This is a genomic window from Geomonas anaerohicana (assembly GCF_016458305.1).
Taxonomy (GTDB): domain Bacteria; phylum Desulfobacterota; class Desulfuromonadia; order Geobacterales; family Geobacteraceae; genus Geomonas; species Geomonas anaerohicana.
Map to the genome: position 1 here is coordinate 303,880 of NZ_JAEMHL010000001.1, position 25,197 is coordinate 329,076.

General features: G+C 64.0%; 16 protein-coding genes. 9 read left to right on the forward strand and 7 right to left on the reverse strand.

Annotation, left to right across the window (positions count from 1 at the left end):
* Nucleotides 1-288 precede the first annotated feature (288 nt).
* From JFN91_RS01355 to JFN91_RS01365, 3 genes are all read right to left on the reverse strand, one after another.
* Nucleotides 289-1,359, reverse strand: a complete 1,071-nt coding sequence (locus tag JFN91_RS01355; RefSeq protein ID WP_199387424.1) for a type IV pilus twitching motility protein PilT — start codon at nt 1,357-1,359, stop codon at nt 289-291.
* Between the two features lie 88 nt (nt 1,360-1,447).
* Nucleotides 1,448-3,163, reverse strand: coding sequence for a DUF4388 domain-containing protein (locus JFN91_RS01360; RefSeq protein ID WP_199387425.1), 1,716 nt, complete (start codon nt 3,161-3,163; stop codon nt 1,448-1,450).
* Between the two features lie 123 nt (nt 3,164-3,286).
* Complete coding sequence (locus JFN91_RS01365) at nt 3,287-4,093, reverse strand: triphosphoribosyl-dephospho-CoA synthase (protein ID WP_199387426.1); 807 nt, start codon at nt 4,091-4,093, stop codon at nt 3,287-3,289.
* A 408-nt stretch (nt 4,094-4,501) separates the two neighbouring features.
* Between JFN91_RS01365 and JFN91_RS01370 the strand changes: the two genes are divergently transcribed.
* The 5 genes from JFN91_RS01370 (at nt 4,502) to priA (ending at nt 13,037) form a co-directional block, all read left to right on the forward strand.
* Complete coding sequence (locus JFN91_RS01370) at nt 4,502-6,997, forward strand: penicillin-binding protein 1A (RefSeq protein WP_199387427.1); 2,496 nt, start codon at nt 4,502-4,504, stop codon at nt 6,995-6,997.
* 218 nt (nt 6,998-7,215) lie between these two features.
* Nucleotides 7,216-7,500: an HU family DNA-binding protein gene (locus tag JFN91_RS01375; protein ID WP_015718556.1), complete on the forward strand. Its 285-nt coding sequence runs from the start codon at nt 7,216-7,218 to the stop codon at nt 7,498-7,500.
* 452 nt (nt 7,501-7,952) lie between these two features.
* Nucleotides 7,953-9,290, forward strand: a complete 1,338-nt coding sequence (locus JFN91_RS01380) for a DEAD/DEAH box helicase (RefSeq protein ID WP_199387428.1) — start codon at nt 7,953-7,955, stop codon at nt 9,288-9,290.
* 142 nt (nt 9,291-9,432) lie between these two features.
* Nucleotides 9,433-10,620, forward strand: a complete 1,188-nt coding sequence (locus tag JFN91_RS01385) for an FprA family A-type flavoprotein (protein ID WP_199387429.1) — start codon at nt 9,433-9,435, stop codon at nt 10,618-10,620.
* 158 nt (nt 10,621-10,778) lie between these two features.
* Nucleotides 10,779-13,037, forward strand: coding sequence for a replication restart helicase PriA (gene priA, locus JFN91_RS01390; RefSeq protein WP_199387430.1), 2,259 nt, complete (start codon nt 10,779-10,781; stop codon nt 13,035-13,037).
* Nucleotides 13,038-13,153: 116 nt separating this feature from the next.
* Here the strand turns inward: priA and JFN91_RS01395 are convergent, their stop codons facing one another.
* The 3 genes from JFN91_RS01395 to JFN91_RS01405 all read right to left on the reverse strand — a co-directional run bounded on the left by JFN91_RS01395 (nt 13,154) and on the right by JFN91_RS01405 (nt 17,817).
* On the reverse strand, nt 13,154-15,004 hold the full coding sequence (locus JFN91_RS01395; protein WP_199387431.1) for a cytochrome c3 family protein: 1,851 nt from the start codon (nt 15,002-15,004) through the stop codon (nt 13,154-13,156).
* Nucleotides 15,005-15,409: 405 nt separating this feature from the next.
* Nucleotides 15,410-17,257: a B12-binding domain-containing radical SAM protein gene (locus tag JFN91_RS01400; RefSeq protein ID WP_199387432.1), complete on the reverse strand. Its 1,848-nt coding sequence runs from the start codon at nt 17,255-17,257 to the stop codon at nt 15,410-15,412.
* Nucleotides 17,254-17,817, reverse strand: coding sequence for an MXAN_5187 C-terminal domain-containing protein (locus JFN91_RS01405; protein WP_199387433.1), 564 nt, complete (start codon nt 17,815-17,817; stop codon nt 17,254-17,256). The genes JFN91_RS01400 and JFN91_RS01405 overlap by 4 nt, the downstream gene beginning before the upstream one ends.
* Before the next feature lie 154 nt (nt 17,818-17,971).
* Between JFN91_RS01405 and glmU the strand changes: the two genes are divergently transcribed.
* The 3 genes from glmU (at nt 17,972) to dcd (ending at nt 21,956) form a co-directional block, all read left to right on the forward strand.
* On the forward strand, nt 17,972-19,345 hold the full coding sequence (gene glmU / locus JFN91_RS01410) for a bifunctional UDP-N-acetylglucosamine diphosphorylase/glucosamine-1-phosphate N-acetyltransferase GlmU (RefSeq protein WP_199387434.1): 1,374 nt from the start codon (nt 17,972-17,974) through the stop codon (nt 19,343-19,345).
* Between the two features lie 89 nt (nt 19,346-19,434).
* Nucleotides 19,435-21,264: a glutamine--fructose-6-phosphate transaminase (isomerizing) gene (gene glmS / locus JFN91_RS01415; RefSeq protein ID WP_199387435.1), complete on the forward strand. Its 1,830-nt coding sequence runs from the start codon at nt 19,435-19,437 to the stop codon at nt 21,262-21,264.
* 173 nt (nt 21,265-21,437) lie between these two features.
* Nucleotides 21,438-21,956, forward strand: a complete 519-nt coding sequence (gene dcd / locus JFN91_RS01420) for a dCTP deaminase (protein ID WP_199387436.1) — start codon at nt 21,438-21,440, stop codon at nt 21,954-21,956.
* Between the two features lie 246 nt (nt 21,957-22,202).
* On the opposite strand, the gene JFN91_RS01425 is transcribed toward dcd, so the two are convergent.
* Nucleotides 22,203-23,930, reverse strand: coding sequence for a response regulator (locus JFN91_RS01425; protein ID WP_199387437.1), 1,728 nt, complete (start codon nt 23,928-23,930; stop codon nt 22,203-22,205).
* A 280-nt stretch (nt 23,931-24,210) separates the two neighbouring features.
* Here JFN91_RS01425 and JFN91_RS01430 point away from each other — a divergent pair, with 280 nt between their 5' ends.
* On the forward strand, nt 24,211-24,870 hold the full coding sequence (locus tag JFN91_RS01430) for a Crp/Fnr family transcriptional regulator (RefSeq protein ID WP_199387438.1): 660 nt from the start codon (nt 24,211-24,213) through the stop codon (nt 24,868-24,870).
* Nucleotides 24,871-25,197 lie beyond the last annotated feature (327 nt).

Consider the following 25,197-nt stretch of genomic DNA (forward strand, 5'->3'; position numbering starts at 1 on the left):
GTTGGGGTGCCGGCGTGCTGAAATATGGTGCATATCTATGCACGTCGTGAACCATTTTTAGGCAGTAGTGATTAGAAAATGTGCAGAGCCGGGGATGGTGCCGGTTTTGTTGGCAAATGTAACGAGTCGTGGCGGTGTTGCGGTGCTGATAAATTAGACAGTGGCGGGTGTGGGAACTACATTTTGTACTCTATTTAATTTTTATGAGTACACAGGCAGGGGAAGGGGCGTAAAAAAGGGACCACGGTGAGGACCGCGGTCCCTTCATGCTTTGCGGAGTGGTGGATGCTAGTTGGTGAACATGAGCTTGCGTTCCAGGTCCATGGAGTGGGACAGGCGCTTGGCCTCCTCCATGGTGATCTGCTCCTGCTCGTGCAGCTGGATCAGGTGCTGGTCGAGGGTCTGCATCTGGTACTGGCTGCGGCCGTTCTCCATGTGCGCCTCGATCTCGTCCAGGCGTCCCTCGCGGATGCAGCTCTGGATGGTCGTGGTGGCGCGCATGATCTCCAGCACCGGGATGATGTTCTCGCCGGTCTTGTTCATCACCAGGCGGATGGAGACGGTGGCTACCAGGATGTCGGCCAGCCTCTGCCTGACGATCTCCTGCGCGTCGGGGGGGAAGTGGCCCACGATCCTGTTGATGGTGGAGACCGCCCCCTGGGTGTGCAGGGTGGACATCACCAGGTGCCCGGTCTCGGCAGCCATCAGGCAGGACTCGATGGTGTCGGTGTCGCGCATCTCGCCCACCATGATCAGGTCCGGGTCCATGCGCAGTGCGGCCTTGAGAGCGGAACTGAAGCTGTCGGTGTCGATGCCGACCTCGCGCTGGATGATGCAGCTCTTCTCGGACTTGAACAGGAATTCGATGGGGTCTTCGATGGTGATGCAGTTGTAGCTGAAGTTCTCGTTGATGTAGCGCAGCATCGAGGCGAGCGTAGTCGACTTGCCGTTGCCGGTCGGACCGGTGACCAGGATCAACCCGTTGGGCGCCTTGACGATCTCACCCAGTACCGGCGGCAGGCGCAGTTCGTCGAAGGTGCCGATGTGGGACGGGATCACCCTCATGATGATGCCGAAGTGTCCGCGCTGGCGGAAGATGCTGACCCGGAAACGCGCGCCGCTGGGAAGCGAGAAGGAGGTGTCGAATTCCTTCTGGTCCGCTTCCCAACGCCGGCCATGGTGTTCCATGATCTGGGCGGCGATGAATTCGGTGTCCTCGGCGGTGAGGTTGGGCAGCTTGGAGCGGATGATCTGGCCTTTGCCGCGGAAGAAGGGAGGGTTGTCCACCTCGAAATGCACGTCGGAAACCTTCTTGCTGAAGGCTATTTCCAGAATCTGGACGAATATCTTGGAATCCATGGCGTCCCTCTCTTGCGGCAGATTGAAATGAATGGCAGACGGTTCTTCTCTTCGGTACGCCGGGCGATCGGCTTGAGCGGCCGGGTGCCTACTTCTGGGCGCAGCGCTTGCGGTACAGGATGTTGTCGATGACCAGGCCGGCGTGCTGGGACAGGATCTCCAATAGCGGCAGCTGCGGGTTGGTCCCGGTCCCCGGTCCGAAGTCGGCGTAGATGATGGCGATGACGCGCCCGAAGCTCTTCACCGGCAGGAGCAGGGCCTTGCCGGTCATGGGGGCGCCGATGGCCGCGTACATGGTGTCCCGCAGCGCCTGGTCGGCGTCGCCGTAGCAGATCTCGCCGTTTAAGGCGCGCTGGTACAGCGACTCCGGGGGCGCGCTCAGGCGCAGCTTGACCGAGGTGACGGTGTCGGCCGCGTCAACGCCGAGGGCACGCTCGGCGATCAGTTCCGAGCGCACCACCACCAGGGTGACGCCGCGCCGGAAGACGGCACAGGCCGCCTGCAGCAGCGCAAAGGTCACCTCGGGGGGGTCGCGCTGTTCGGCGAGGGCGAGGAGCTGGTTGCGGAACTGCCCCGACTGGTCCTGTGCCGGCTTGCCGTGGTCGCGGTCCAGGTATGCGGCCAGCGCCCGGCAGCTGTCGATGGTGTCGGAGATGAAGGTGTCGGGGCGCTGCTCGCGGCAGGGGCGGGGCAGCAGCGCGGAGACGCCGTTTTCCTGGGCGGCGGCGCAGAGCGGGTAGTCGGCCGGGGTGGCCAATAGCGCGATGGTGAGCTCCGGGAAGCGCTCGCGCTTCTGCTTGATCAGGGCGGCGAGATCGCGCCCGTTCCTGGCGCCGGGTTCTCCCGCGTCCAGCAGCAGGACCGGGGACTTCTCGCGGGAGAGGGCCTGGTCGATGATGGGATCGAGCTGGGCGGCATCGTCGGTGGCGCAGATGAAGCGCGGGCCGCAGACCGCGGCGCAGCACTCCCGCATCAGCCTGGCCGAGGTCAAAAGGAGCACGCCCAGATCACTGCCGGATGCCGCCGCGCGCCCGGGGAGCTGCTCCAGGTAGCGGAACAGTTCCTGCTGCTCGTTGGCCGGGATCCCGGTCAGCTCACCCTGCAACCGGGTGGCAGGGGTGTCGGGGACCTCCTCCTGGAGCGCGGAGAAATAGGTCGGGATGTGCCGCTCCAGCTCCTCGATTTCCTCCAGCCCCAGGTCGGCCGCGGAGAGTTCGGCGCCGGAGGGCTGGGCCGGGGCGCGCTGCGCTTCGGGTGCGGCGATATTGCCGAAGATGGATTCGGGGGTGAGGGTGCCGTCGCGCTTGCGCTCGTCGTAGATGCGCAGGGCGTCCATCAGGATGCTCTGCGTGTTCATGTTGATCTGCTCGGGGAAGTAGCGGTACTCGTCGGAGACCACGACCTTGTCCACCTCGAGGCAGAAGGTGCCCCGGGTCCAGGTCAGGACCTCGACGATGGTCATCTCGATCAGCGCTTCCAGCCCCTGGTAGGCTGACTGGGTGGGGACCACCCCGTCCTCGATCAGCATCTGGATGATCGGTTTGCGGTCCTCGCCGGCATCGCGCTGCTGGAGCAGGGCCTTTTCCAGGGCCTCCCGGCTCAACAGGCCCATGTCGAGCATGACCTGGCCGATGCGGATCGAGTTGTTGACGTGGTTGGCGCTGACGATGAAGCCGTCCCGGAAGACGAGCTGGCTCTCCCCCTTGGCGCCTTTCAGCGTGAGGGTGCCGGTCTTGCCGGTCTGGTGCAGCAGCTGGATGACATCCACTAAGGGAAGGTGCTCTAAATCGCCTTCAAAGGACATGCCGGTACCCTTGTCTGCCTGGTGGTGGGTGAGGTGGAGCGGGTCAAGCGGGGAGATTCTAGCATGCAGCAGGGGCTAAGTAAACCGGAATTGCTGGGGAATTGCCAAAAAGGATTGCGGGGGCTAGGCGGCCTCGAGTTCGCCGGTGTGGCTCAGCCAGGCGAGGGCGAGGGCGAGCAGGCCGGCGACCCCGCCCATGGTGAGGCTGCGGCTTACGTAGTGGGCGTTGCGCTGGGCGAGGAAGGCAATGAAATCGTCGCGTTGCGCGACCATCCGCTCCAGCAGCCGGCCGTCCTCGCGCACCGTCTTCAGCCCGCTGCGGCCGCCGCTGCGCAGGGTGGTGCTGTCCTCAACCGTCTGCATCAGCCTTCCCATCATGGCGAAGACGGCGCTGCCGCGGTTGCCACCGCCGGCCAGTTCGCGCCGGTACACGGGGAGCGCCTCATCGAAGAGGCTGGGGAGTCCCGCCAGCGCCTCCTCGCGGATACCCCCGCCCTGGAAGCGGTTGCGTACCCGGTGTGCCGACCCGGGCTCCCCGTTCTCGAAGAAGAGTTCGGCCAGCCCGGTGATGGAGGAGCGCAGACTCGCCTCGTCGCGGCCGGGGGCGCAGGCGCTGGCGCACAGGACCAGGCCGCCCAAAAAGATGTACCCCTTGTGGCAGCTGCTCCCGACCGTCCGCTGCACCGCGCGCTCCGCCGCGACCCCCAGGTGCACCCGGGCCGCCAGGTCCTCGCCGGACAGCACTGCATCGCAGAGATCCATCAGGTACAGCGACACGATCTTCAGCGACGCCTCCATGCGGGGCACGGAGAGTTCCGGATGGGCGCCGCAGTCGCGAAGGTCCACGAGCCCCGGTTTCGGGGTCAGGTAGAGCTCCATGAAGGCGCCGCGCACGAGGTTTTGGGCGAGTCTGGGGAGGTAGCTGGTCATGTCTTGGGTCGGGCTCCGGGGTCCGCTCAGGGTAATCTGCAAGCATCATAGCATTTTTTGGCCGAGGAAGAGAATGTGTATACATTATAAAGGGATAAGGGCGTTGGGCGGGTTCCGCGGCCGACCGCCGGGGAGCGTGCCGGGGCGGCCACGGGGCGGTCCCGGGAAGAGCGGGTGCCGGGGTGGGGTGAGCATAATAACCTTGAATTACTGTTGCAATCTGGGATACTCTGCAGTCTTGGCGCCCGGCTCCGGGCGCGGCACTACCACGATGCACCCGCAGATTCCCGACCAGCTCTACCCTTGCCGCAGGGGTCCCAGGAGCTTCCCCTCCCCGACCATCGGCCTTCCGGGTACGCCAGGCCATGATCCCGCGCACGCATCAATCCGATTGGAGACCCTCTCGCAATGGAAATTTACAAGGCGCAGCCGCGACAGCCGCAGCGCAGGTTGAAAAAAGCACCCACACCGACCCTCAAGTACCTGCTCTGGGGGGCCGCCGGCGGCTCCGTCATCATGCTGCTCGCCTTCCTGGGCTACTTCTTCTACCTTTTGGGGGCGCTCCCCAAGGTCGACCGTCTGGCTGACTACCGTCCCCCCATCCTCTCCCAGGTCTACGGCCAGGACGGCACCCTGGTAGGTGAGTTCTACCTGGAGCGGCGCACCGTGGTGCCGGTGGACAAGATGCCCAAGCGGCTGATCCAGGCCTTCGTCTCCGCCGAGGATTCCAACTTCTACCAGCACAAGGGGATCGACTACGTCGGCGTTGCCCGGGCCGCGGTGAAGAACCTGATCTCCATGCGCAAGAAGGAAGGGGCCTCCACCATCACCCAGCAGGTGGCCAAGTCCATGCTGCTCACCCCGGAGAAAAAGTTCTCCCGCAAGCTCAAGGAAGCCATCCTCGCCAAGCGGATGGAGGAGCGGCTCAGCAAGGACGAGATCCTCTATATCTACCTGAACCAGATCTACCTGGGCGCCGGCGCCTACGGCGTGCAGCTGGCGGCCGAGACCTACTTCGGCAAGGAAGTCGACAAGCTGAACCTGGCCGAGATGGCAATGCTTGCCGGCCTTCCCAAGGCCCCCAACAGCTACTCCCCGATCAAGCACCTGGAGCGGGCCAAGGAGCGCCAGGGGTACGTCCTGGAGCGCATGGTGAAGGAGGGATACATCACCCAGGCCGAGGCGGACTACGCCAAGGCCACCCCCATCGTGATCCAGCCCCTCAAGAAGGTGAACGCGGAGCAGTCGGCCTACTTCCTGGAGCAGGTCCGGCAGCAACTGGTCGAGAAGTACGGCGAGGAGCGCCTCTACAAGGACGGTCTCAAGATCTACACCACCATGAACGCCGAGATGCAGAAGGGTGCCTACGACTCCGTGGTCAACGGCCTCAAGGCGGTCGACAAGCGCCAGGGTTTCCGCGGCGCCGCCAAGTACCTCACCGAGGCGGAAGTGGAGCCCTTCTGCAAGAAGGTCGAAGACGACATCGACGAGCTCTCCCTGAAGCAGGGGGCGGTTTACCAGGGTGTCGTGACCGGGGTCGACCCGGCCAAGCACGAGCTGACGGTCCGGGTCGGCGACCGCACCGGCACCCTCCCCAAGAAGAACATGGATTGGGCCGGCAAGGTGGAGCTCGTCAACGGCTACGGCAGGCCGCAGACCAAGCGCGCCATAGGCCTCGGCGCGGTGCTCGAGCTGCAGGTCAAGGAACCGGACAAGAACCGGGCCGGCGCGGTGTTCGCCCTGGACCAGACCCCCGAGGCGCAGGCGGCCCTGATCGCCATCGACCCGATGACCGGGGGGGTGCGTGCCATGGTGGGGGGCTACGACTACAGGAAGAGCCAGTTCAACCGCGCCATGCAGGCCAAGAGGAACCCCGGCTCCGCCTTCAAGCCGATCATCTACGCGGCGGCCCTGGAGCACGGCATGACCACCGCCAGCATCATCGACGACTCGCAGGTGGAGTACGACAGCGGCGGCGACAAGGCCTGGAAGCCCAAGAACTACGACAACGTCTACCGAGGCCCGGTCACCATGCGCGAGGCGCTCACCAACTCGATCAACGTGGTCAGCGTCAAGATCCTGGAGCAGATCGGCGTCGGCACCGCCATCGACTACGCCAAGAAGCTCGGCATCACCTCGCCCCTGGCCAGCAACCTCACCCTGGCCCTCGGCTCGTCCAGCGTGACGCCCATGGAACTCACCAGTGCCTACTCCGTGTTCGCCTCCGGCGGCTACCGCACCACCCCCTACTTCGTCACCAAGGTCCTGGACCGCGACGGCAACGTGCTGGAAGAGGTGCAGGAGCCCAAAGTGCCGGTGTTCGGGCAGATGTCCAGCGCGCAGGCGGATACCGCGGCGGAAGGGGAGAGTGAGGACGCGAAGGTCCCGCCGGCCGTGCCGCAACCCGGGCAGCCGGTTATCACCGAGGCCACCGGCGGCGTGATCCCGGTCATCCCCCCCGAGACCGCGTTCATCATGACCAACCTGATGCAGAGCGTCGTCTCCAGCGGCACCGGCGGAAGGGCGCGCGCCCTCGGCCGCCCGGTGGCGGGCAAGACCGGCACCACCAACGACATGAAGGACGCCTGGTTCGTGGGATACGTGCCGCAACTGGTGGCGGGGGTCTGGGTCGGCTACGACCAGGAGCGCAGTCTCGGTGCCGGCGGTTCGGGCGGGCAGGCGGCGGCCCCGATCTGGACCGAGTTCATGCAGCGGGCCCTGGCCGGCCTCCCGGTGAAGTCGTTCCCGACCCCGGGCAACGTCACTTTTGCCCTGATCGACCCGCGCAACGGCCATTTGGCCAAGGACGGAACGCAGGGAGCGGTGCAGGAGTGCTTCGTCTCGGGGACGGAGCCGACCAGCTACAGTTCGGAACCCGCTGCCGAGGCGGTCTCTGCCCAGTAACGGCTTGTTATTGCAGTGTATTTGTGCCGCGCTGCCGGTTGTTTCGGGCGCCGAAACGGTTGGCCGTAAAGCCTTGCCAGGAGCGGATCGAGGGCTCAAAACCGGGCTAGATCCGCTCCTGTGGCGGATAAAAAGGAGCGGGGCACAAGAAAACCCTTGCAAATTACGAATATATGATTATAGTGGCGTTAATTTAATCCAGCCAAGGAGGGTCTCACATGACTAAAGCAGAACTGGTCGAAGCAGTGGCGAAGTCCGCTAACATCCCCAAGGCCGCAGCCGAGAAGGCCGTCGGTGCATTCATCTCCACCGTGAGCGGCGCGCTGAAGAAGGGCGACAGGGTAACCCTGGTAGGTTTCGGCAGCTTTGAAGTTGCCAGCCGTCAGGCCCGTACCGGCAGGAACCCGCAGACCGGCAAGGAGATCAAGATCGCCGAAGCCAAGGTGCCCAAGTTCCGCCCGGGCAAGGCCCTGAAAGACGCCATCGCTGCCAAGAAGAAGTAGTCTCGGACCAGCCAGCGACGTGCCCCTCCACGACTGTTGCTACGTCACCGGCACGCAAGAGGACCCCGCCCACAAAGCGGGGTTTTCTCTTGTAAACGTATACAAAAAAAGAAAAACTTGCCTTTGTCGGGCGCATGTAGTAAAGCTGTTCGCCTGACTGACATCAGTTCCACCGGGGGCATGCCCCCTCCCATCGATCCAACCCCTCGCATTCAGGTTAATCCCCACGAGAAATGCGGCAGCAGCTAATTGGTTGGCGACGATGTACGGTTTGCCGGTCATATGGCGTGTTGCCGAGTTTGTTTTCAGCTAAGCCTGCGACAATCGTTGTCGCGGCGGGTTTGGCACGCCCCACATTTCAGCACCCTCAGGCGAAGAGCCGCGTCCGTCCCACGGGGATGTCCGGGACGCGAGCACGGCCTCATTTTGCCCGGGGGAAGAAAAGGAAACACATGTCTTTTGAATCATTGAACCTCTCCGCCCCCCTCATCAAAGCCATCAACGCCTGCGGCTACACCGAGCCGACCCCGATCCAGGCCGAGTCGATCCCGCTGGCCCTGTCCGGCCGCGACCTGATCGGCAGCGCCCAGACCGGCACCGGCAAGACCGCGTCGTTCGTACTCCCCGCGCTGGAGCGCCTGCTGGTCCCGTCGCCGGTGCGCGGCAAGGGGCCGCGCATCCTGGTGCTGACGCCGACCCGCGAACTGGCCAACCAGGTCGTCGACGCCGTCAGGACCTACGGCAAGTTCATGAGGGTGCGCTGCGGTTCCATCCTGGGCGGCATGCCCTACCGTGACCAGATGATGCTCCTGTCCAGCCCGGTCGATATCATCGTGGCCACCCCGGGGCGCCTGATCGACCACCTGGACCGTCGCTCCATCAACTTCTCGCGACTGGAGATGCTGGTCCTGGACGAGGCCGACCGCATGCTGGACATGGGCTTCTCCGAGGACGTGGACCGCATCGCCGCTGCCGCGCCGACCGAGCGCCAGACCCTGCTTTTCACCGCCACCATGGATGACGCCATGGCGAAACTTGCCCAGCGCCTCCTGAAGGACCCGGCCCGTGTCGCCGTGGAGGGGAAGCAGATCACCAACCAGCAGATCGAGCAGCGCCTGCACGTGACCGACGACATGCGCCACAAGAACCGCATCCTGCAGCACCTGGTCGCCGACGCGAGCGTCACCAAGGCGATCATCTTCTCGGCGACCAAGAAGGATGCCGACCAGCTCGCTTTCGAACTCTATTCGCAGGGGCACGCCGCGGCCGCGCTGCACGGCGACATGTCGCAGGGTGCGCGTAACAAGACCATCAGCAACATGCGCCGCGGCAAGGTGCGCCTCCTGGTCGCCACCGACGTCGCCGCCCGCGGGCTGGACGTCTCCGGCATCAGCCACGTCATCAATTTCGACCTGCCGAAGTTTGCCGAGGACTACGTGCACCGGATCGGCAGGACCGGCCGCGCCGGCGCTACCGGCATCGCCATCTCGTTCTGCTCCATGAATGAGGTCGCCTACCTGGACCGCATCGAGCGCCTGACCGGCAAGCCGCTCCCGCAGCACGTCATCGAGGGACTCGAGCCGACCCGCCCGCTGAGAAGGAGCAACTCCGGCCCCGGCGCCCGCAAGGGCCGCCCCGGTTTCGATCCCCGCAAGAAAGGCTTCGCGCCCAAGGGGCGTCCGGCCCAGGGCGGGCGTCCCGGCCAGAGTGGCCGTCCGGGCCAGGGTAGCGGCGCCGGCCGCCGCGACGCGCAGCCGGTGGTCGAGTACCGCCGCGGCAGGGGAAACTAGCCTTTTACTTGCTTTAAGTCGTTGGTTTTGGTATCGTTTGCACCAGTGTATACACGGCCCCCCGGCGTTCCGCCGCGGGGGCCGCTTGCGACTGAGCGCCGCCGGCTTCCGGCAGCCATGAGAGATAGGAAGGGGGTAGCAGATGTCTGCAGCAGTTGAACTTGGGAAGGGTCTCCACTGGATCGGGGTCAAGGACCCCAGCCTCACCGTCTTCGACGATCTCTTTCCCACCCAGTACGGCACTACCTACAACTCGTACCTGGTGCAGGGCGAGTCCCACATCGCCATCATCGACACGGTCAAGGCCAAGCGCTTCGACGAGTTCCTGGAGAAGATCCGCTCCATCACCGATCCGGCCAACGTCGACTACATCGTGGTGAACCACTCCGAGCCGGACCACTCCGGATCCCTGTCCCAGCTTTTGAAGCACTGCCCGAAGGCGATCGTCGTCTCCAGTCAGGCGGCGCGCACCTTCCTGGGCAACCAGATCCACCTCCCCTTCGAGTCGCGCATCGTCAAGGACAACGACCGCATCGACCTGGGCGGGCGCACCCTGAGCTTCATCGCCGCTCCCTTCCTGCACTGGCCGGACACCATGTTCACCCTGCTGGAAGAGGACCAGGTGCTGTTCTCCTGCGACGCCTTCGGTTCGCACTACTCACCGGAGGGGCTCTTCGCCGACGAGTGCCCCGACTTCTCGGGTGAGACCCGCTTCTACTTCGACTGCATCATGCGTCCCTTCAAGGAGCGCATCCTGCAGGCGGTGGCCAAACTGGACGGCGTCGAGCTGAAGATGCTCTGCCCGAGCCACGGCCCGGTCTACAGAAGCGACGCCAGGAAGGCGATCGAACTGTACCAGAAGTGGTCTCAGCCCAAGGCGGCAGGGCGCCGCGTGGCGATCTTCTACATCTCCCCGCACGGCAACACCGAGCTGATGGCCGAGGCGGTGGCCAAGGGGGCCGGCGATGCCGGCGTCCACGTCACCCTGTGCCACATCAACCACGCCTCCGTGGCCGACATCCGCGACCTCATGGAGGAGTGCGACGGCCTCATCTTCGGCACGCCGACCATCAACCGCGACATCCCCAAGCCGATGTGGGACGTGCTGGCCTACCTCTCCACCGTGAGCCTCAAGGGGAACATCGGCGGGGTCTTCGGCAGCTACGGCTGGTCCGGCGAGGCCTGCCGCATGGCCGAGGAGCGGCTGAAGAGCATGAACTTCAAGCTCCCGGCGTCGCTGATCCGCTCCCCCTTCATGCCCAAGCCCGAGATCCTCGCCGAGTGCGAGGCGCTGGGGCGCGCCGTGGCCGAAGAGGTTCTCAAAAAATAGAAGGATCGTCTCAGGACGCGGCAGCAGGCAGAACTCTCCCGTAGCGTTCCCGCCCCCGGAGGGGGAGGGACAGGGAGGGGGCGCGCAGCGTCCTGATCCCCCTTCATCCCCCCCGCCAACCTCCCCCCTCCGGGGGGAGGAGGATCACTCCCAATCGCATGCAGACAACCAGTCAGCACATCGTAGAGGTTGCCATCCCGCTCCCGTTGGAGGGAAGCTTCCACTACCTGGTGCCCGAGCGCCTCTCTGCCGCGGCGCAGGCCGGCAAGCGCGTTCTGGTCCCCTTCGGGAGACGCAAGGTCACCGGCTATCTTCTGGGCGACGCCGACGCGCCCGGCGCGGGCGAGCTCAAGGAAGTGCTGGAAATCCTCGACGAAGAGCCCCTCTTCACCACCTCCGAACTCGAGTTCTACCGCTGGATCGCCGGCTATTACCTGCACCCGTTGGGCGAGGTGATCAAGATGGCGCTCCCGGCCGGGATCAACCTGGTGAGCCGCTACCGCTGCGAACAGTCCGAGGACGGCACCCCGGTGCTCAAGGAGTACCTGGCCGGCGGCAAGAGCGTGCGCACCGAGCGGCTCTACACCGCGGTCCCCGACTGCAGCACCCGCCCGCGCGGCAAGGGACTCGAGATCCTCGAGTACCTCCTGGAGGTGGGAGAGTGCTCAGGTCCGCAGCTCAGGGAACGTTTCGGCCCCTGCACCGCGCAGCTGGGGCGCCTGGTCGAGTTGGGTGCCGCGCGCCTGTCCCAGCGCGAGGTGTACCGCGACCCGTTCAAGGCCAAAGAGTACGGCCACGACGGACCGCTGCCCCTCAACCTCGCCCAGGCCCAGGCGCTGGCCAAGGTGTCGACCGCCCTTGCTGCCGGGGAGTTCGCGCCCTTTCTGCTGCATGGCGTCACCGGCAGCGGCAAGACCGAGGTCTACCTGCAGTCGATCGCAGTGGCGCTCACCGCCGGCCGCAGTGCGCTGGTCCTGGTCCCCGAGATCGCACTGACGCCGCAGCTGGTTGGCCGCTTCAAGCGCCGCTTCGACTGCGGCATCGCCGTATTGCACTCCGGGCTCTCCGACGGCGAGCGCTTCGACGAGTGGCGCCGCATCCGGCGCGGCGAGGCCGCCATCGTGATCGGAGCCCGCTCCGCGCTCTTCGCGCCGCTGGAAGGGATCGGGGTGATCGTGGTCGACGAGGAGCACGAGGGGAGCTACAAGCAGTCCGAGGGGGTGCGCTACAACGCCCGCGACCTGGCGCTGGTGCGCGGCAAGCTGGGGAAGGCCGTGGTGCTGCTCGGCTCGGCCACGCCGCTGGTCACCAGCTACCATGCCGCCCAGACTGGGCGTCTCGGTTACCTGAGCCTCCCGGACCGGGTGCGCGACCTCCCCATGCCGGAGACGCGGATGCTGGACGCCCGTAACCACAAGGGGGACATCTTCCTGCCGGACCTCGTCGAGGCGATGGGGGAGAACCTGGACGCCGGAGGGCAGACCCTGCTCTTCTTGAACCGGCGCGGCTTCGCCACCTATCTCGTCTGCGAGACCTGCGGCCACGTGCTGCGCTGCCCCAACTGCGCGGTCACCCTCACCTATCATCGCATCAAGGGGAAGCACGTCTGCCACTACTGCGACTTCACCATGCTCCCCCCGAGCACGTGCCCCGACTGCCAAAGCGGCGCCATCACCCTCCTGGGGCGGGGCACCGAGCGGGTCGAGGACCAGGTGCAGAAGCTTTTCCCCGACGCGCGCGTCTCGCGCATGGACCGCGACTCCACCCGGGGCAAGGGGGGGCACGCCCGGGTGCTCAAGGAGCTTGAGGAGGGGACGGTGGACATCCTGATCGGCACCCAGATGATCGCCAAGGGGCACGATTTCCCCGGGGTCACCCTGGTCGGAGTTCTCTCCGCGGATGCCTCGTTGAACCTCCCCGACTTCCGCAGCGCCGAGCGCACCTTCCAGCTGGTGACCCAGGTGATGGGGCGGGCCGGGCGCGGCGACAAGCCGGGGCGGGTGCTGGTGCAGACCCTGGCGCCGGAGCACTACGCGCTGACCCATGCCGTGGCCCACGACTACCTCGGCTTCTACCGGGAGGAGATCGCCTTCCGCGAGGAGGTGGGATACCCTCCCTTCGCCCACCTGGCGGCGCTCACCTTCTCGGCGGTCGCCGCGGGACAGGGGGAGAGGGCGGCCGATGAGGCCGCGGCCCTGCTGCGCCGCATCAAGCGCGAGGCGCGGCTCAGGGTGGAAGTGCTCGGGCCGGTCACGGCCCCCTTGGGCAAGGTGCGCGGCCGCTTCCGGTGGCAGATCCTGTTGAAGGGGGTGGAGCGCGCCGACCTGCACCGGCTCCTGTTCCACTTCCGCGGCGGTTTCAGCCACACCTCCACCGTGCGCCTCACCATCGACGTGGACCCGGTGGACATGCTGTAGAGAGGGGACCGGCTCCGTCAGGTGCCTGTCCCTTCTGCCGCGCAAATTGCCAATAGACAAAAAAAGGGGCCTCCCGGATGGGAGGCCCCTTTTTTTGTTGCTGGTTCAGCAGCCGCTTAGTGGTGCGGGTGCATGAAGGCGTAGATCATCAGCATCAGCAGGGTGATGCCGGTGAACAGCGCGGTGAAGCCGAAGGCCTTCAGGCAGAAGTCGTAGAAGATGCCGGAAGATTTCTTGGCTGCGAACTGCTCGGTGATGCCGTCCTTCTCGTAACGTGCCCACTGATCGCCACGCTCTTCGACGAACTCGTGCTTGGACATCTGGCCGTTGAAGATGACGAAGTCCATCGGGAACTTCTCCGGACGCCCGTGGGTGTTGAAGAAGTGGACCGAGAAGATGAAGCCGGTTGCCAGGAGCGCCTCGTCAGAGTGGATGATGGTGGCCACGTTGAAGGCCCAACCCGGCAGGAACATGCCGAAGAACTCGGGGAACCAGAGCATCAGGCCGGAGCCGCCGATGGCGAACATACCCCAGAAGACTGCGATAAAGTCGAATTTCTCCCAGTAGGTCCATCTCTCGAAGGCCGGCTTCGGCCCTTTGAAGAAGAACCAGCGGACCATGCCGATCACGTCGCTGATGTCGCGCAGGTTCGGGCAGAGGGAGTCAGGCCCGAAGAGCCTCTGCAGCGGGTTGCCCTTGATGTCCTTCCTGATGAAGAGGAAGTGTACGCTCATGAACAGCGCCATGGCGAAGTAGACGAAGGTGATGCCGGCGCAGATCCTGTGGAAGAAGCCCGCGTTCGGCGCGCCGCCGTAAAGATCCATGAGGAACTTGGCCCAGACCTGGTCGCTGAACTTCAGCGGCAGACCGGTGAGGGAGAGGCCGAGGAAGCTGATGATGACCAGCAGGTGCATGAACACGTGGACCCTTCTGAAGCGGCGGTACTGCTTGTGCCCATCGGGTACGTGGTGCAGGATGATGCCTTCTTCCAGAGCTGCAGCCTTCTCACGGTTCTCCACGAAGCCGCGGATCATCCAGAGCAGGGTGTGAATCCAGAACACGGTGAAGGTGCCGACCAGCAGGCCGGTCATCGCGATGAAGGTGTAGAACAGGATCGGGTAACGCTCGCGGTCGTTGTGCTCACCGTGGGCGTAGAACTTGGTGAAGAGCTGGCTCCCCTTGCTGTGGCAGGCGGTGCAGGTCTTGACCAGGTTGGCCGGGTTAACGGAGGACTTGGGATCCTTGGAGGGCAGGATGGCATGCGCGGTGTGGCAGTCGGCGCAGCCGGCAACCTTCTCCGGGTAGCCCAGGCGGTAGTTCTTGCCGTGGTAGCTCTCCATGTAGCTCTTGACGGCAACTTCGGAGATGTGGTTGCGCTCGACCAGCTTCTCGTCGGCATGGCAGCGCAGGCAGACCTTGGTGTGGAATTCGCGGTTGGAATGCGATTTCGGATCGCCGAGGGCCTTGATCTCGTGCAGGTTGTGGCAGTCGTTGCAAGCAGCCGAATCCTGGTTCCCGGCGAGGACGCCCTTGCCGTGTACCGACTGGCTGAAGCCGCGCTCGTCTTTGTGGCACTGGGTGCACTTGACGATTACCCTACGCTTGTCCTTGTTCCAGTAGGTGTGGCTGTGCATGTCGGTGTGGCACTGTGCGCACCCGATGCCCTTCTCGCTGTGGATACTCTTGGCGTGCTCGGCCGCTTCCTTTTTGTGGCAGCGAACGCACTGGACTTTGCCCACCTTGATCTCGCCCTTCATGTGCTTGGAGAGCTCGACGATCTCGATGTGGCAGCTGGTGCAACCGTTTTTGCCGTGTACGGAATTGGCCATTGCCTCGGCGGAAATCTTGTTGCCGTGGCAGCCCAGGCAGGTTGCCGGGTCGATGGCCAGGCCCTGAGCGGCAAAACCGGGCCGGGCTAGTGCTAGGAGCAGTAGCAGCGGGATGAGGCGTGTGAAGACTTGAACCATTGTAATCTCCTGTATTTAGGATCGTTTTAGAACGCTTTAATCTATTGGGGCGCTCGCAACGGCGCCTACTTTAATACGCGCGGCTTCATAAATCAACTGAAAAAGCGCCAATTAATAAGCAGGATACAACCTGTCGGCTGCCTCGCTTGGGTTGAATCAATCAGAGATGAAACCAGCCTCTGTGAAATGGGCAAATATTAACATTGGTAACGCAACTAGCGGACATGACATGCGCGAGATACAACAGCATAAAATTAGGTAATCTCGCGTTGATTAAGTAAACACAATATGGAGCTGCCCAATGTCAGATCAGGAAGATGAGAGTGTGTAGTGTATACGGGGCGTGATGTCGGGCGGGGGAGGGTGGCTTGCAATGAGACTAAAAAAGTCCCATTAGATAGTAAATCACACAACCAACTCAACTATTCCTTCTGCGATGGCGAACTCCAAAAACTCCCGGGCCTCTTCCTCGGCGAGGCCGGTCCTGCGGCAAAGCGCCCGGGCGTCCTGTTTTCCGTCCAGCGTCTGCAACAACTCGAAGTAGGGAGAGGAGACCGATTCGGTGCAGACCTCGCCATGGGCGGGGTAGATGATGGCGCAGGATCCCGTAGGCCTGAAGCAGGAGGTGAACTCGACGAGGTCCGGTTCGCCCGCGTCCAGGACCTCCAGCACCTCGTAGTTGAAGCGCGCCAGCGTGGTGCTGGCGGCGAGGGACAGCGGCTGCTTGAGCGGGTCGAGCTTGCGCAGCTGTTTCGCGGCCGGGGGCGTGGGCGGCGTCGCCATCAGCGCCGCCGCATAGTGGTGGTGGTAGTCGGCGAGGTCGAGCGCCAGCGGCAAAAGCTTCGCCTTCTTCCGGTCCTTGAAGATCCGCTCCAGGAAGGTTCTTTGCAGCCCCCAGATTTCCTCCTCGGCAATATCCGCTTCCCCGCGCTCACCCAGGAAGGCGGCGAAGGCGGCCAGGAAGTCGCTGGGGGTAAGCTTGAGCGCGGCCACCACCGAGTTGAACCAGGCCACCGCCTTGCCCCGGCTGTAGAAGACGTCGCAGGCGGCGGCGAGCCTGCCGGCCTCGCGCAACTGTTCCGGGGTGTAGCCGGCTGTCGCCTGCACGGTGTACGGCGGTGCCTCCAGGTGCCGCAGTCCCAGTGCCTGCGCCTTGCCGTACAGTCTCGTCCCCGGCAGTACCGCCAGGGGGAAGATGTCCAGGTGGTTCGGGTACAGGGAGAGGGCGAAGTCGAGCGAAGAGCGGAACAGCGACGGCGTGTCGCCGGGGAGTCCGAAGATGAGGTCGAAGCCGAAGATGGCGCCGCTCTGGTTCAAGAGGAAGGCACGGTTGACGAAGTCGTCACGGTCGAAGCCCCTTCCCACCCCGCGCAGTACCGCGACGTCGGCGCTCTGCAGGCCGATCTGCAAGGAACAGGTGATGGAGGCGAAGAGGTCCGCCATTTCGGCGTCGATGAATTCGCTGCGTACCTCGAAATGGAAGTGGACCCCGGGGGCCACCTTCCGGATCAGGCGCAGGATTTCCTTCGCCCTTTTGACGTCCTTGTTGAAGGTCGAGTCGAGCACGAAGACCTGGGGGACCCTGAGCCGCGCGAACAGGCGCAGCTCGGCTTCGATGCGCTCCATGGAGAAGCGGCGCACCCCGCCGCTCCCCTTGTGGTCGAAGCAGAAGGAGCAGGCGAAGTCGCAGCCGCGCGAGAGCTGCCACAGGGCGCCGCCCGGGATGGTCGGGTCGAGCCGGCCGGACAGGTACGGTGATGGTATCGAGTCGAGGTGCAGCGGCGCAGGTAGTGCGGCAACCGGCTCTCCCGGCAGCACGATGCCGGAAACGCCTGCCGGTGCAGTGCCGGCCGCTAGCAGCCGTACCGCCTGCGCCAGTGCGCCTTCGCCCTCACCGCGTACCAAGAAGTCGAAGACCCCTTCCTCCAGCAGTCCGTCCGGGTTGGCGGTCGGTTCGGCGCCGCCGGCGCACAGGATCACGCCCGGCAGCAGCGCACGCAGTTCCCTCGCCACGGCCACGGCATGGTCGCGGCTCCAGACGTAGATGGAGAAGGCGACCAGGTCGGGCGCGGTGCGGGCGATTTCTGCGGCGCAGCGGGCGGGGTCGTCGTGCAGGAAGAACTCGGCGATCCTTGGCTTGACGATTCCTTGCAGCGCGCGATCGGCGAGGAGCGCCTCCTGCAGAAAGGCGCAGGCCAACGGCACCGCTTGCGGAGACGGGTGGGGATGGATGGCGATGAGGGTCAGGTTCATGAAGTCTTGGGGCGTGCCTTCAGGGAGGGTTTGCCCCCCTCGATCACCACGACGAAGTCGACGTCGCGGCAACCGTACTTCTGCATCAGGGCGGGTTTTTGCCGGTTGATCGCCTCGGCTACCTTGTCTCTGGTCACGTTGTCGACGGGAAGGTTGCAGGCCAGGCGCGCGTTGACGTACTGCTGGAAGACGGAATCGATCTGGGACTCCTGGCTGGGGGGGGGCGGCGTTGCCGCGGCCTTACCACCCTTTTCGGTCTTTTCGGCCTGGTGCAGCGACATGCGGAAGCGGTCCCTTTGGAACTTCCCCTCCTCGATGAGGCGGTTGGTGCGGATCCACTTCTGCTTGTGCACGCTCAGCGTGGCAACCAGGGAGTCGTACTTGAACCTCTGGCTGGTGTTGGGGATGCTGACGTTCTGGTAGCGTCTCACGGCGCGTTCGACCGTGTCGAGCAGGCGCAGCGGCTCCCGCTTCTCGATGCCGAAGAAGTATTGCTCGTACTTGATGACGAGTTCGCGCAGGTCAAGCTCCAGCTTGGCTATGTCCTCGGCGACGCCCATGAAACCTCCACTGCAGGACTATAGCGATAAGTCACGGTTTAGTAAACGATAAAAAGCGCGATGGCGGCGCGGAAGCCGGGCGTGAAACAGCTTGACCTGCCCAGGCATTATTGTTAAAAAAGAGCAATTTGCTCAGCGGCAAGGGGGACTACCAATGAAGAAGATAGCTGCAATAGTGCTGGCAGCCGGCATGGGGACCAGGATGAAGTCGGACCTGGTCAAGGTGATGCACCCGGTGGCCGGCCCGCCGATGATAGAATGGCCCGTTGCCGCCGCGTTCGCCGCGGGGGTCGAGCGCTGCGTCCTGGTGGTGGGGCACCAGCAGGAGAAGGTGCGGCAATATTTCGACGGACGTGCCGAGGTCGGCTTCGCGCTGCAGGCAGAGCAGCTGGGCACCGGACATGCCGTGCGCTGCGCCATGCCCGAAATCGACGCGGCGGCGGAGACCGTGCTCATCCTCTGCGGCGACACGCCGCTGCTCACCGCGGACAGCCTGCGCGGCATGCTCGACGCCCACCAGCAGAGCAAGGCGTGCGTGACGGTGATGACGGCAACCTTCGACAACCCCTTCGGCTACGGCCGCATCGTCAAGGACGCGGACGGCAAGGTGGTCGCCATCACCGAGCAGAAGGACGCCACCGAGGAGGAGCGCCTGATCCGCGAGGTCAACGCCGGCGTCTACTGCGTCGATCGCGCCTTCCTAGCCGAGGCGGTGCAGAAGCTCGACAACGACAACGCCCAGAAGGAGTACTACCTGACCGACGTGGTGCGCCAGGCCAACGCCCGCGGGCTCGCCTGCCGCAGCTATCCGGTGGCGGATGCCCAGGAAATATCCGGCGTCAACGACCGCGCCCAGATGGCCGAGGCGGCAGCCGTGCTGCGCCGGCGCATCAACCGGGAGCTGATGCTTTCCGGCGTCACCATGATCGACCCTGCCGTGGTCTACATCGACGGCGGCGTGAAAATCGGCCGGGACAGCGTGGTCTACCCGGGCGCCGTCATCAAGGGGAACACCGTGATCGGCGAGCGCTGCAAGATCGGCCAGAACGCCCTGATCGAGGACTGCGACATTGCCGACGACGTGGTGGTGAAGGCGGGGAGCGTCCTCGAAGATTCCAAGGTCGGCCCCGAGGCCGCCATCGGGCCCATGGCGCATCTGCGCCCCGGCACCGTGCTCTCCGCCCAGGTGAAGATCGGCAACTTCGTGGAGACCAAGAAGGCCTTCATGGGCGAAGGATCCAAGGCCTCGCACCTCACCTACCTCGGCGACGCGACCATAGGGCGCGACGTCAACATCGGCTGCGGCACCATCACCTGCAACTACGACGGGGTCAGGAAGCACAAGACCGTCATCGAGGACGGGGTCTTCGTGGGGAGCGACGTCCAACTGGTGGCCCCGGTCACGGTCGGCAAGAACTCCCTGATCGCCGCGGGCACCACCGTCACCAAGGACGTCCCCGCGGACTCGCTGGCCATCGCCCGGTCGCCCCAGGTGAACAAGGAAGGCTGGACTCTCAGGAAAAAATAACTGTCCCGGATCCGGCCAAGATGGTATCCTGTACCGTCTTGGCGGACAGCCACGTTATTAATTAACAAATCGACGACACGGAGTCATACATGTGCGGTATCGTTGGATTCACGGGGCGGCAGGAAGCCACCTCCATCATCATCGAAGGGCTGAGAAGGCTCGAGTACCGGGGCTACGATTCCGCCGGCATCTGCACCATCAGCGGTGGCAAGGCGAGCATCAGGCGTAGCGAAGGCAAGCTTTCCAACCTGGAGAAGCTCCTGGCCACCAGCCCGGTGAGCGGCACGGTCGGCATCGGCCACACCCGCTGGGCGACCCACGGCCGCCCCTCCGAGATCAACGCGCACCCGCACCAGGCCGGTCCCATCGTGGTGGTGCACAACGGCATCATCGAGAACTACCTCCAGCTGCGCGAGGGACTCAAGACGCAGGGACACGTCTTCAAGAGCGAGACCGACACCGAGGTTATCGCACACCTGATCGAACGGTACCTGAAGGAAAGCGGCAGCTTCGAGGACGCGGTGCGCCGGGCGTTGGGCATCCTGAAAGGTGCCTACGCCATCTGCATCGTGAGCGAGAGCGAGCCGGAGAAACTGATCGCGGCCAAGCACGGCGCCCCCATGGTGGTCGGACTCGGTGACGGTGAGTTCTACGTCGCCTCCGACATCCCCGCCATCCTCTCCCACACCCGCTCCATGATCTTCATGGAAGACGGCGAGATGGTGGTGTTCCAGGGGGGGAGCGCCGAGTTCAGCAACGTCAACGGTGACAAGTTAGAGAAGTCCCCGCGCCACATCGACTGGTCTCCACACATGGCCGAGAAGGGTGGCTACAAGCACTTCATGCTCAAGGAGATCTTCGAGCAGCCGCGCGCCGTGCGCGACACCATCGCCGGGCGTCTGCGCGAGGAGCAGGGTGACGTCTACCTCGAGGACCTGGCCCTGAGCGATGCCGACCTGCAGGGGATCAACCGCATCTGCATCATCGCCTGCGGTACCTCGTGGCACGCCGCCCTGGTGGGCAAGTTCCTGATTGAGGAGTACTGCCGCGTCCCGGTCGAAGTGGACATCGCCTCCGAGTTCCGCTACAGAAACCCGGTCGTCGACGAGAACACCCTGGTCATGCTGATCTCGCAGTCCGGCGAGACCGCCGACACCCTGGCTGCCATGCGCGAGTCCAGGCGTCGCGGCGGCAAGTGCGTCGCCATCTGCAACGTAGTCGACTCCTCCATCGCCCGCGAGGCCGACGGCGTCATCTACACCCATGCCGGTCCCGAGATCGGCGTCGCCTCCACCAAGGCCTTCGTCACCCAGTTGATCGCCCTGTACCTCTTCACCATCCGCCTGGGGCGCTCCCGCGGGAAGATGGACCAGGAGCAGGGTCGCAAGCTCATCTCCGCCATCGTGCGCGTTCCGGCCCTCATGGAAGAGGCTCTGAAGCTGAACGAGCAGGTGGAAAAGGTGGCCAGGAACTACCTAGCCGCCCGCGATTTCCTCTACCTCGGCCGCGGCATGAACTACCCGATCGCGCTTGAAGGCGCTCTGAAGCTGAAAGAGATCTCCTACATCCACGCCGAAGGGTATGCCGCCGGCGAGATGAAGCACGGTCCCATCGCCCTCATCGACGAGCACATGCCGGTCGTGGTGCTGGTTCCCAAGGGGGCGACCTACGAGAAGGTCTTCTCCAACATGGAAGAGGTCATTGCCCGTGGCGGCCGCGTCATCGCGGTCTGCTCCAAGGGTGACGCCGAGGTGGCCGACAAGGTCGAGGTTGCGCTGGAGGTGCCGGAAGACGGCGAGGAAGTCATGCCGATCATCATCTCCATCCCGATGCAGCTTTTGGCCTATCACGTCGCCGTCCTGAAAGGGACCGACGTCGACCAGCCCAGGAACCTGGCCAAGAGCGTCACCGTCGAATAGGCTCTGCCGCAAGAAATGCATAAAGGGGAGACAGCTCAGGCTGTCTCCCCTTTTTTTGTGCTGAACCGCCGATAGTGTCATTTTGCTTAAGGCAAGTGCTTCCGGCACGTTACCGTGTACACTGTACAGACGCTGAAACATCCCCAGCTTCATGAGCACTGACGAGGTGGAACATGCCGGTTCTGATAGGGCAGGAAATAAAGGATGCGATCGCTCGCGGTGAAATAGCCATCGATCCCCTGGAGGAATCACAGATCGGCCCGGGATCGCTCGATTTAACCCTGGGCAACGAATTCAGAATCTTCAAGAAAGAGTCCGGGGTCTGCCATGTGCACAACGAGTCGGATTTTGCGGATGTCACGGAAGCGGTCACGGTTCCGGACGGAAGCTTCATCACCATCGCCCCCTGCGAAATGATCCTGGGCATCACCAGGGAGCGGATAACCCTTGCCGACACCATGGCCGGCTGGCTGGAAGGACGCAGCCGCTTCGCCCGTTTCGGCCTGGCGGTCCACGTCACCGCCGGATTCATGCAGCCGGGAATCTCCAACCAGCAGGTGCTGGAGATCGTGAACCTCGGGCACAAGACCCTGGCGCTCTATCCCGGTACCCGCATCTGCCAGTTCGTCTTCGAACGCTGCCTCGGGTCGGCGCAATACAAGGGGCGGTTCGTCGATCAGGTCAAGCCTTGAGACGAAGCACCACTGCGGTGCAGAATTTCCCACCTTCACCAGAACCCGGTCCCCCAAGCGAGTCACCTTGCGCGTGAAGCGAGTCACCTTGCGCGTGAAGCGATTCGCCTTGCGTGTGACGCGAGTCACCTTGCGCACCGAGCGAGTCACCTGGCGCGTCAAGCGAATCACTTTCCGGAAAGGCGGGGCCAGCACTGGACAAGGAGCCCGAAGGGGGAAGGCACGTTTTAATCGAGGGGGAATGGCTCACGCCGAACTCCACTTCTCGATCAGTTCTTGGAGCTGCCCCAGCTTGAACGGCTTGCTGACAAAGTCATCCATGCCGGCACTCAAACATGCTTCGCGTGAACCGGTCATGGCGTGGGCGGTGAGGGCGATGATGGGGGTGTGCCGACCGGCGTCCCGCTCCTGCTCCCTGATGGCGCGCGTCGCTTCGTACCCGTCCAACTCCGGCATCTGGCAGTCCATGAAGACCAAGTCGTAGACCTTGCGCGCCAGAGCCGACACTGCCTGCGTCCCGTTCTGCGCCACGTCCACCTGGCACCCCAGCGCGGTCAACATGGCGTGGGCCACCTCGCAATTGACCGGGTTGTCCTCCGCCAGGAGCACGCGCGCGTGGCACCGGGCCGGTACAGCGGGTTCTTCCAGTTCGTTGTCCAGCTCTATCGGGTCGTCTTCCACGTCGGGTCCCGCACCGGGCGCAGCGTTCAGGTAGACGATGAAGGTGAAGGTGGAACCCCGCCCCGGCTCGCTCTCTACCCCGATTTCTCCCCCCATCAGTTCCACCAACTGCTTCGCGATGGCCAGCCCTAGCCCGGTTCCGCCGTACCTGCGGGTCGCGGAGCCGTCCACCTGCGTGAACAGTTCAAAAATGCTCCCCACTGCCTCGGCAGGAATGCCGATGCCGGTGTCCTTCACCTCGAAACCGACATAGTGGCCGTTGCCGCTTTTTTCGACCAGGCACGCCGAGACCTTGACCGTACCGTGCTCGGTGAACTTGAGTGCGTTATTGACGATGTTGATCAGCACCTGGCGCAGTCGGTTCGGGTCGCCCAGCGCGCGACGGGGGAGGTCGGGGCCGATCTGCAGTTCGACCGCCACCCCTTTGCGCCGCCCCACTTCGCGGTACAGGTCCACCGCTCCCTGCACCGTCTCGTGCAGGTCGAACGGGATCTTCTCCACTTCCAGCTTTCCCGCCTCGATCTTCGAGATGTTGAGGATGTCGTTGATGATGCCCAACAGCGAGTCGCCGGACTGGTGCAGCATCTCGACGTAGCCGCGCTGTTTCTGGTCCAGGTCGGTGTGCAGCAGCAATTCCGCCATGCCGAGGACCCCGTTCATGGGGGTTCGGATCTCGTGGCTCATGTTGGCCAGGAACTGCGACTTGGCATGGCTGGCCGCCTCGGCGGCTTCCTTGGCGTGCCTGAGTTCGGCGATGATCGCCTTTTGCTGCAGGTTGGCCTTGCTGATCTCGGCGGTGCGCTGCGCAACCTTTTCCTCCAGGTCGGTATTTGCGGAGCGCAATTCCGCCATGATCCTGGTGTTTTCAACCGCCAGGTCGACCAGGGTGCGCACCAGGTGCTCATGCGTTTCCATCAGGCGGCGCCGCTCCATGGCCCGGTTCACCGTGGCAACCACCATCTCGAGATCATCGAACGGCTTGAACAGGTAGTCCTGGGCGCCCAGTCGCAGGGCCTGGACCGCGGTCTCCAGCGACACGTGGCTGGTCATGATGATGACGTCGGTCTTGGCGTGGTCATCGCCGATGGCGCGCAGAACCTCTATGCCGCTAATGCCGGGGAGGCGGACGTCCAGCATCACCAGCTTCCAGCCGGTCTGCCGCAGTTCCTCCAGGCACTCCTCACCGCTGGCGACGCCCGCGCTGTCATACCCTTCCCTTCGGAACAGGTCGACCAGCACACCGGTAACCACCTCGTTGTCATCGACGATCAGTATGTCGCGTCCCGTTCCCATGAATCGCCCCCGGTCGGAAAACACATTGGAGAATACTAACAAAAAACAGACGCGGAGCAATTAATTGGGCGCTCTCTCGTGATTGTCGCCGGCCGGTCGCCGGGATGGCTGCCGGGATGGTCGGTTGGGTGGTTGGGTGGTTGGGTGGTTGGGTGGTCGACGGAATGGCTGCCGGCGGCGTAAGTGGTTAATGTATACGGGGAATCGCCGTTTGCCGCCTTGCCTTTTGCCGGGACGCTGCTGCATAATGCGGCAGTAGCGTATGCGATAGGAGCCAGTTATGCCGAACAAGATGAAGCTTTCCGACGCCGATCTCCTTTCACTCTTCCACGCCGACCCCGACTTCCAAACCAACTTCACCCCGCGCCACTACGCCCGTAAGACGCTAGTCTATTCGCCGTTCGAGGAAAAGAACCTTGTCTTCGTGGTGCGCAGCGGCCGGCTGCGCATCTACCTCAGCTACGAGGACAAGGAGTTCACCCTGGCCCTGCTGGAAAAGGGGGATGTCTTCAGCACCCATACCCCGGCCTTCGTGCAGGCGCTGGAGGGGACGGAGATCCTGGTGTGCAGCACCGCGACCTTCGGGCAGGCGCTCGCCCGCCGCCCCGAGCTTTCGCTCACCATGGTCAAGGTGCTGGGGGAGTTGTTGCAGAGTTCCATCCAGACTATCGAAGGGCTGGCCTTCAAGGACGTCCGCCTGCGCCTGGTTGATTTCCTGGTGGGAGCTGCGGCCGACCGCGGGCGCGTGACCGCCGAAGGGACCGTAGTGCAACTGGGCCTCGGCACCGAGGACATCGCCCTCCTAGTCGGTACCACCCGGCAGACCATCTCGCAGATCATCAACGATTTCATCAAGGCCGACCTTTTGGTGAAGATCGACCGCAAGACGCTGCTCATCAAGGATCTCGACGCTTTCCAGGAGATGAAGGAAGCTTCCTGACAGGAGGGGACTGGCTCCGCCAGGTGCCTGTCCCCCTAGTGTGGAGAAGATGGCTGAGCTGAAAATGGTGTTCCGCTAAAGGGACAGGCACCTCGCGGAGCCTGTCCCTTCTACTTCTTGATCTCGTTCCCAAGGTCCGCCTTGGGAACGCAAAGCCTCTCCGAAGCTCCAACTTCCCTCGGATGCAAAGCTGGAGCTTTGCGCCATGTGGGGTTCCCAAGCTGGAGCTTGGGAACCAGGAAAGAGCAAATCCCCCCTATCCCCCTATCCCCCCTTCGCAAAAGGGGGGACCCTGACCGCCTCGTCATCCTCGGGGGCACAACTGCC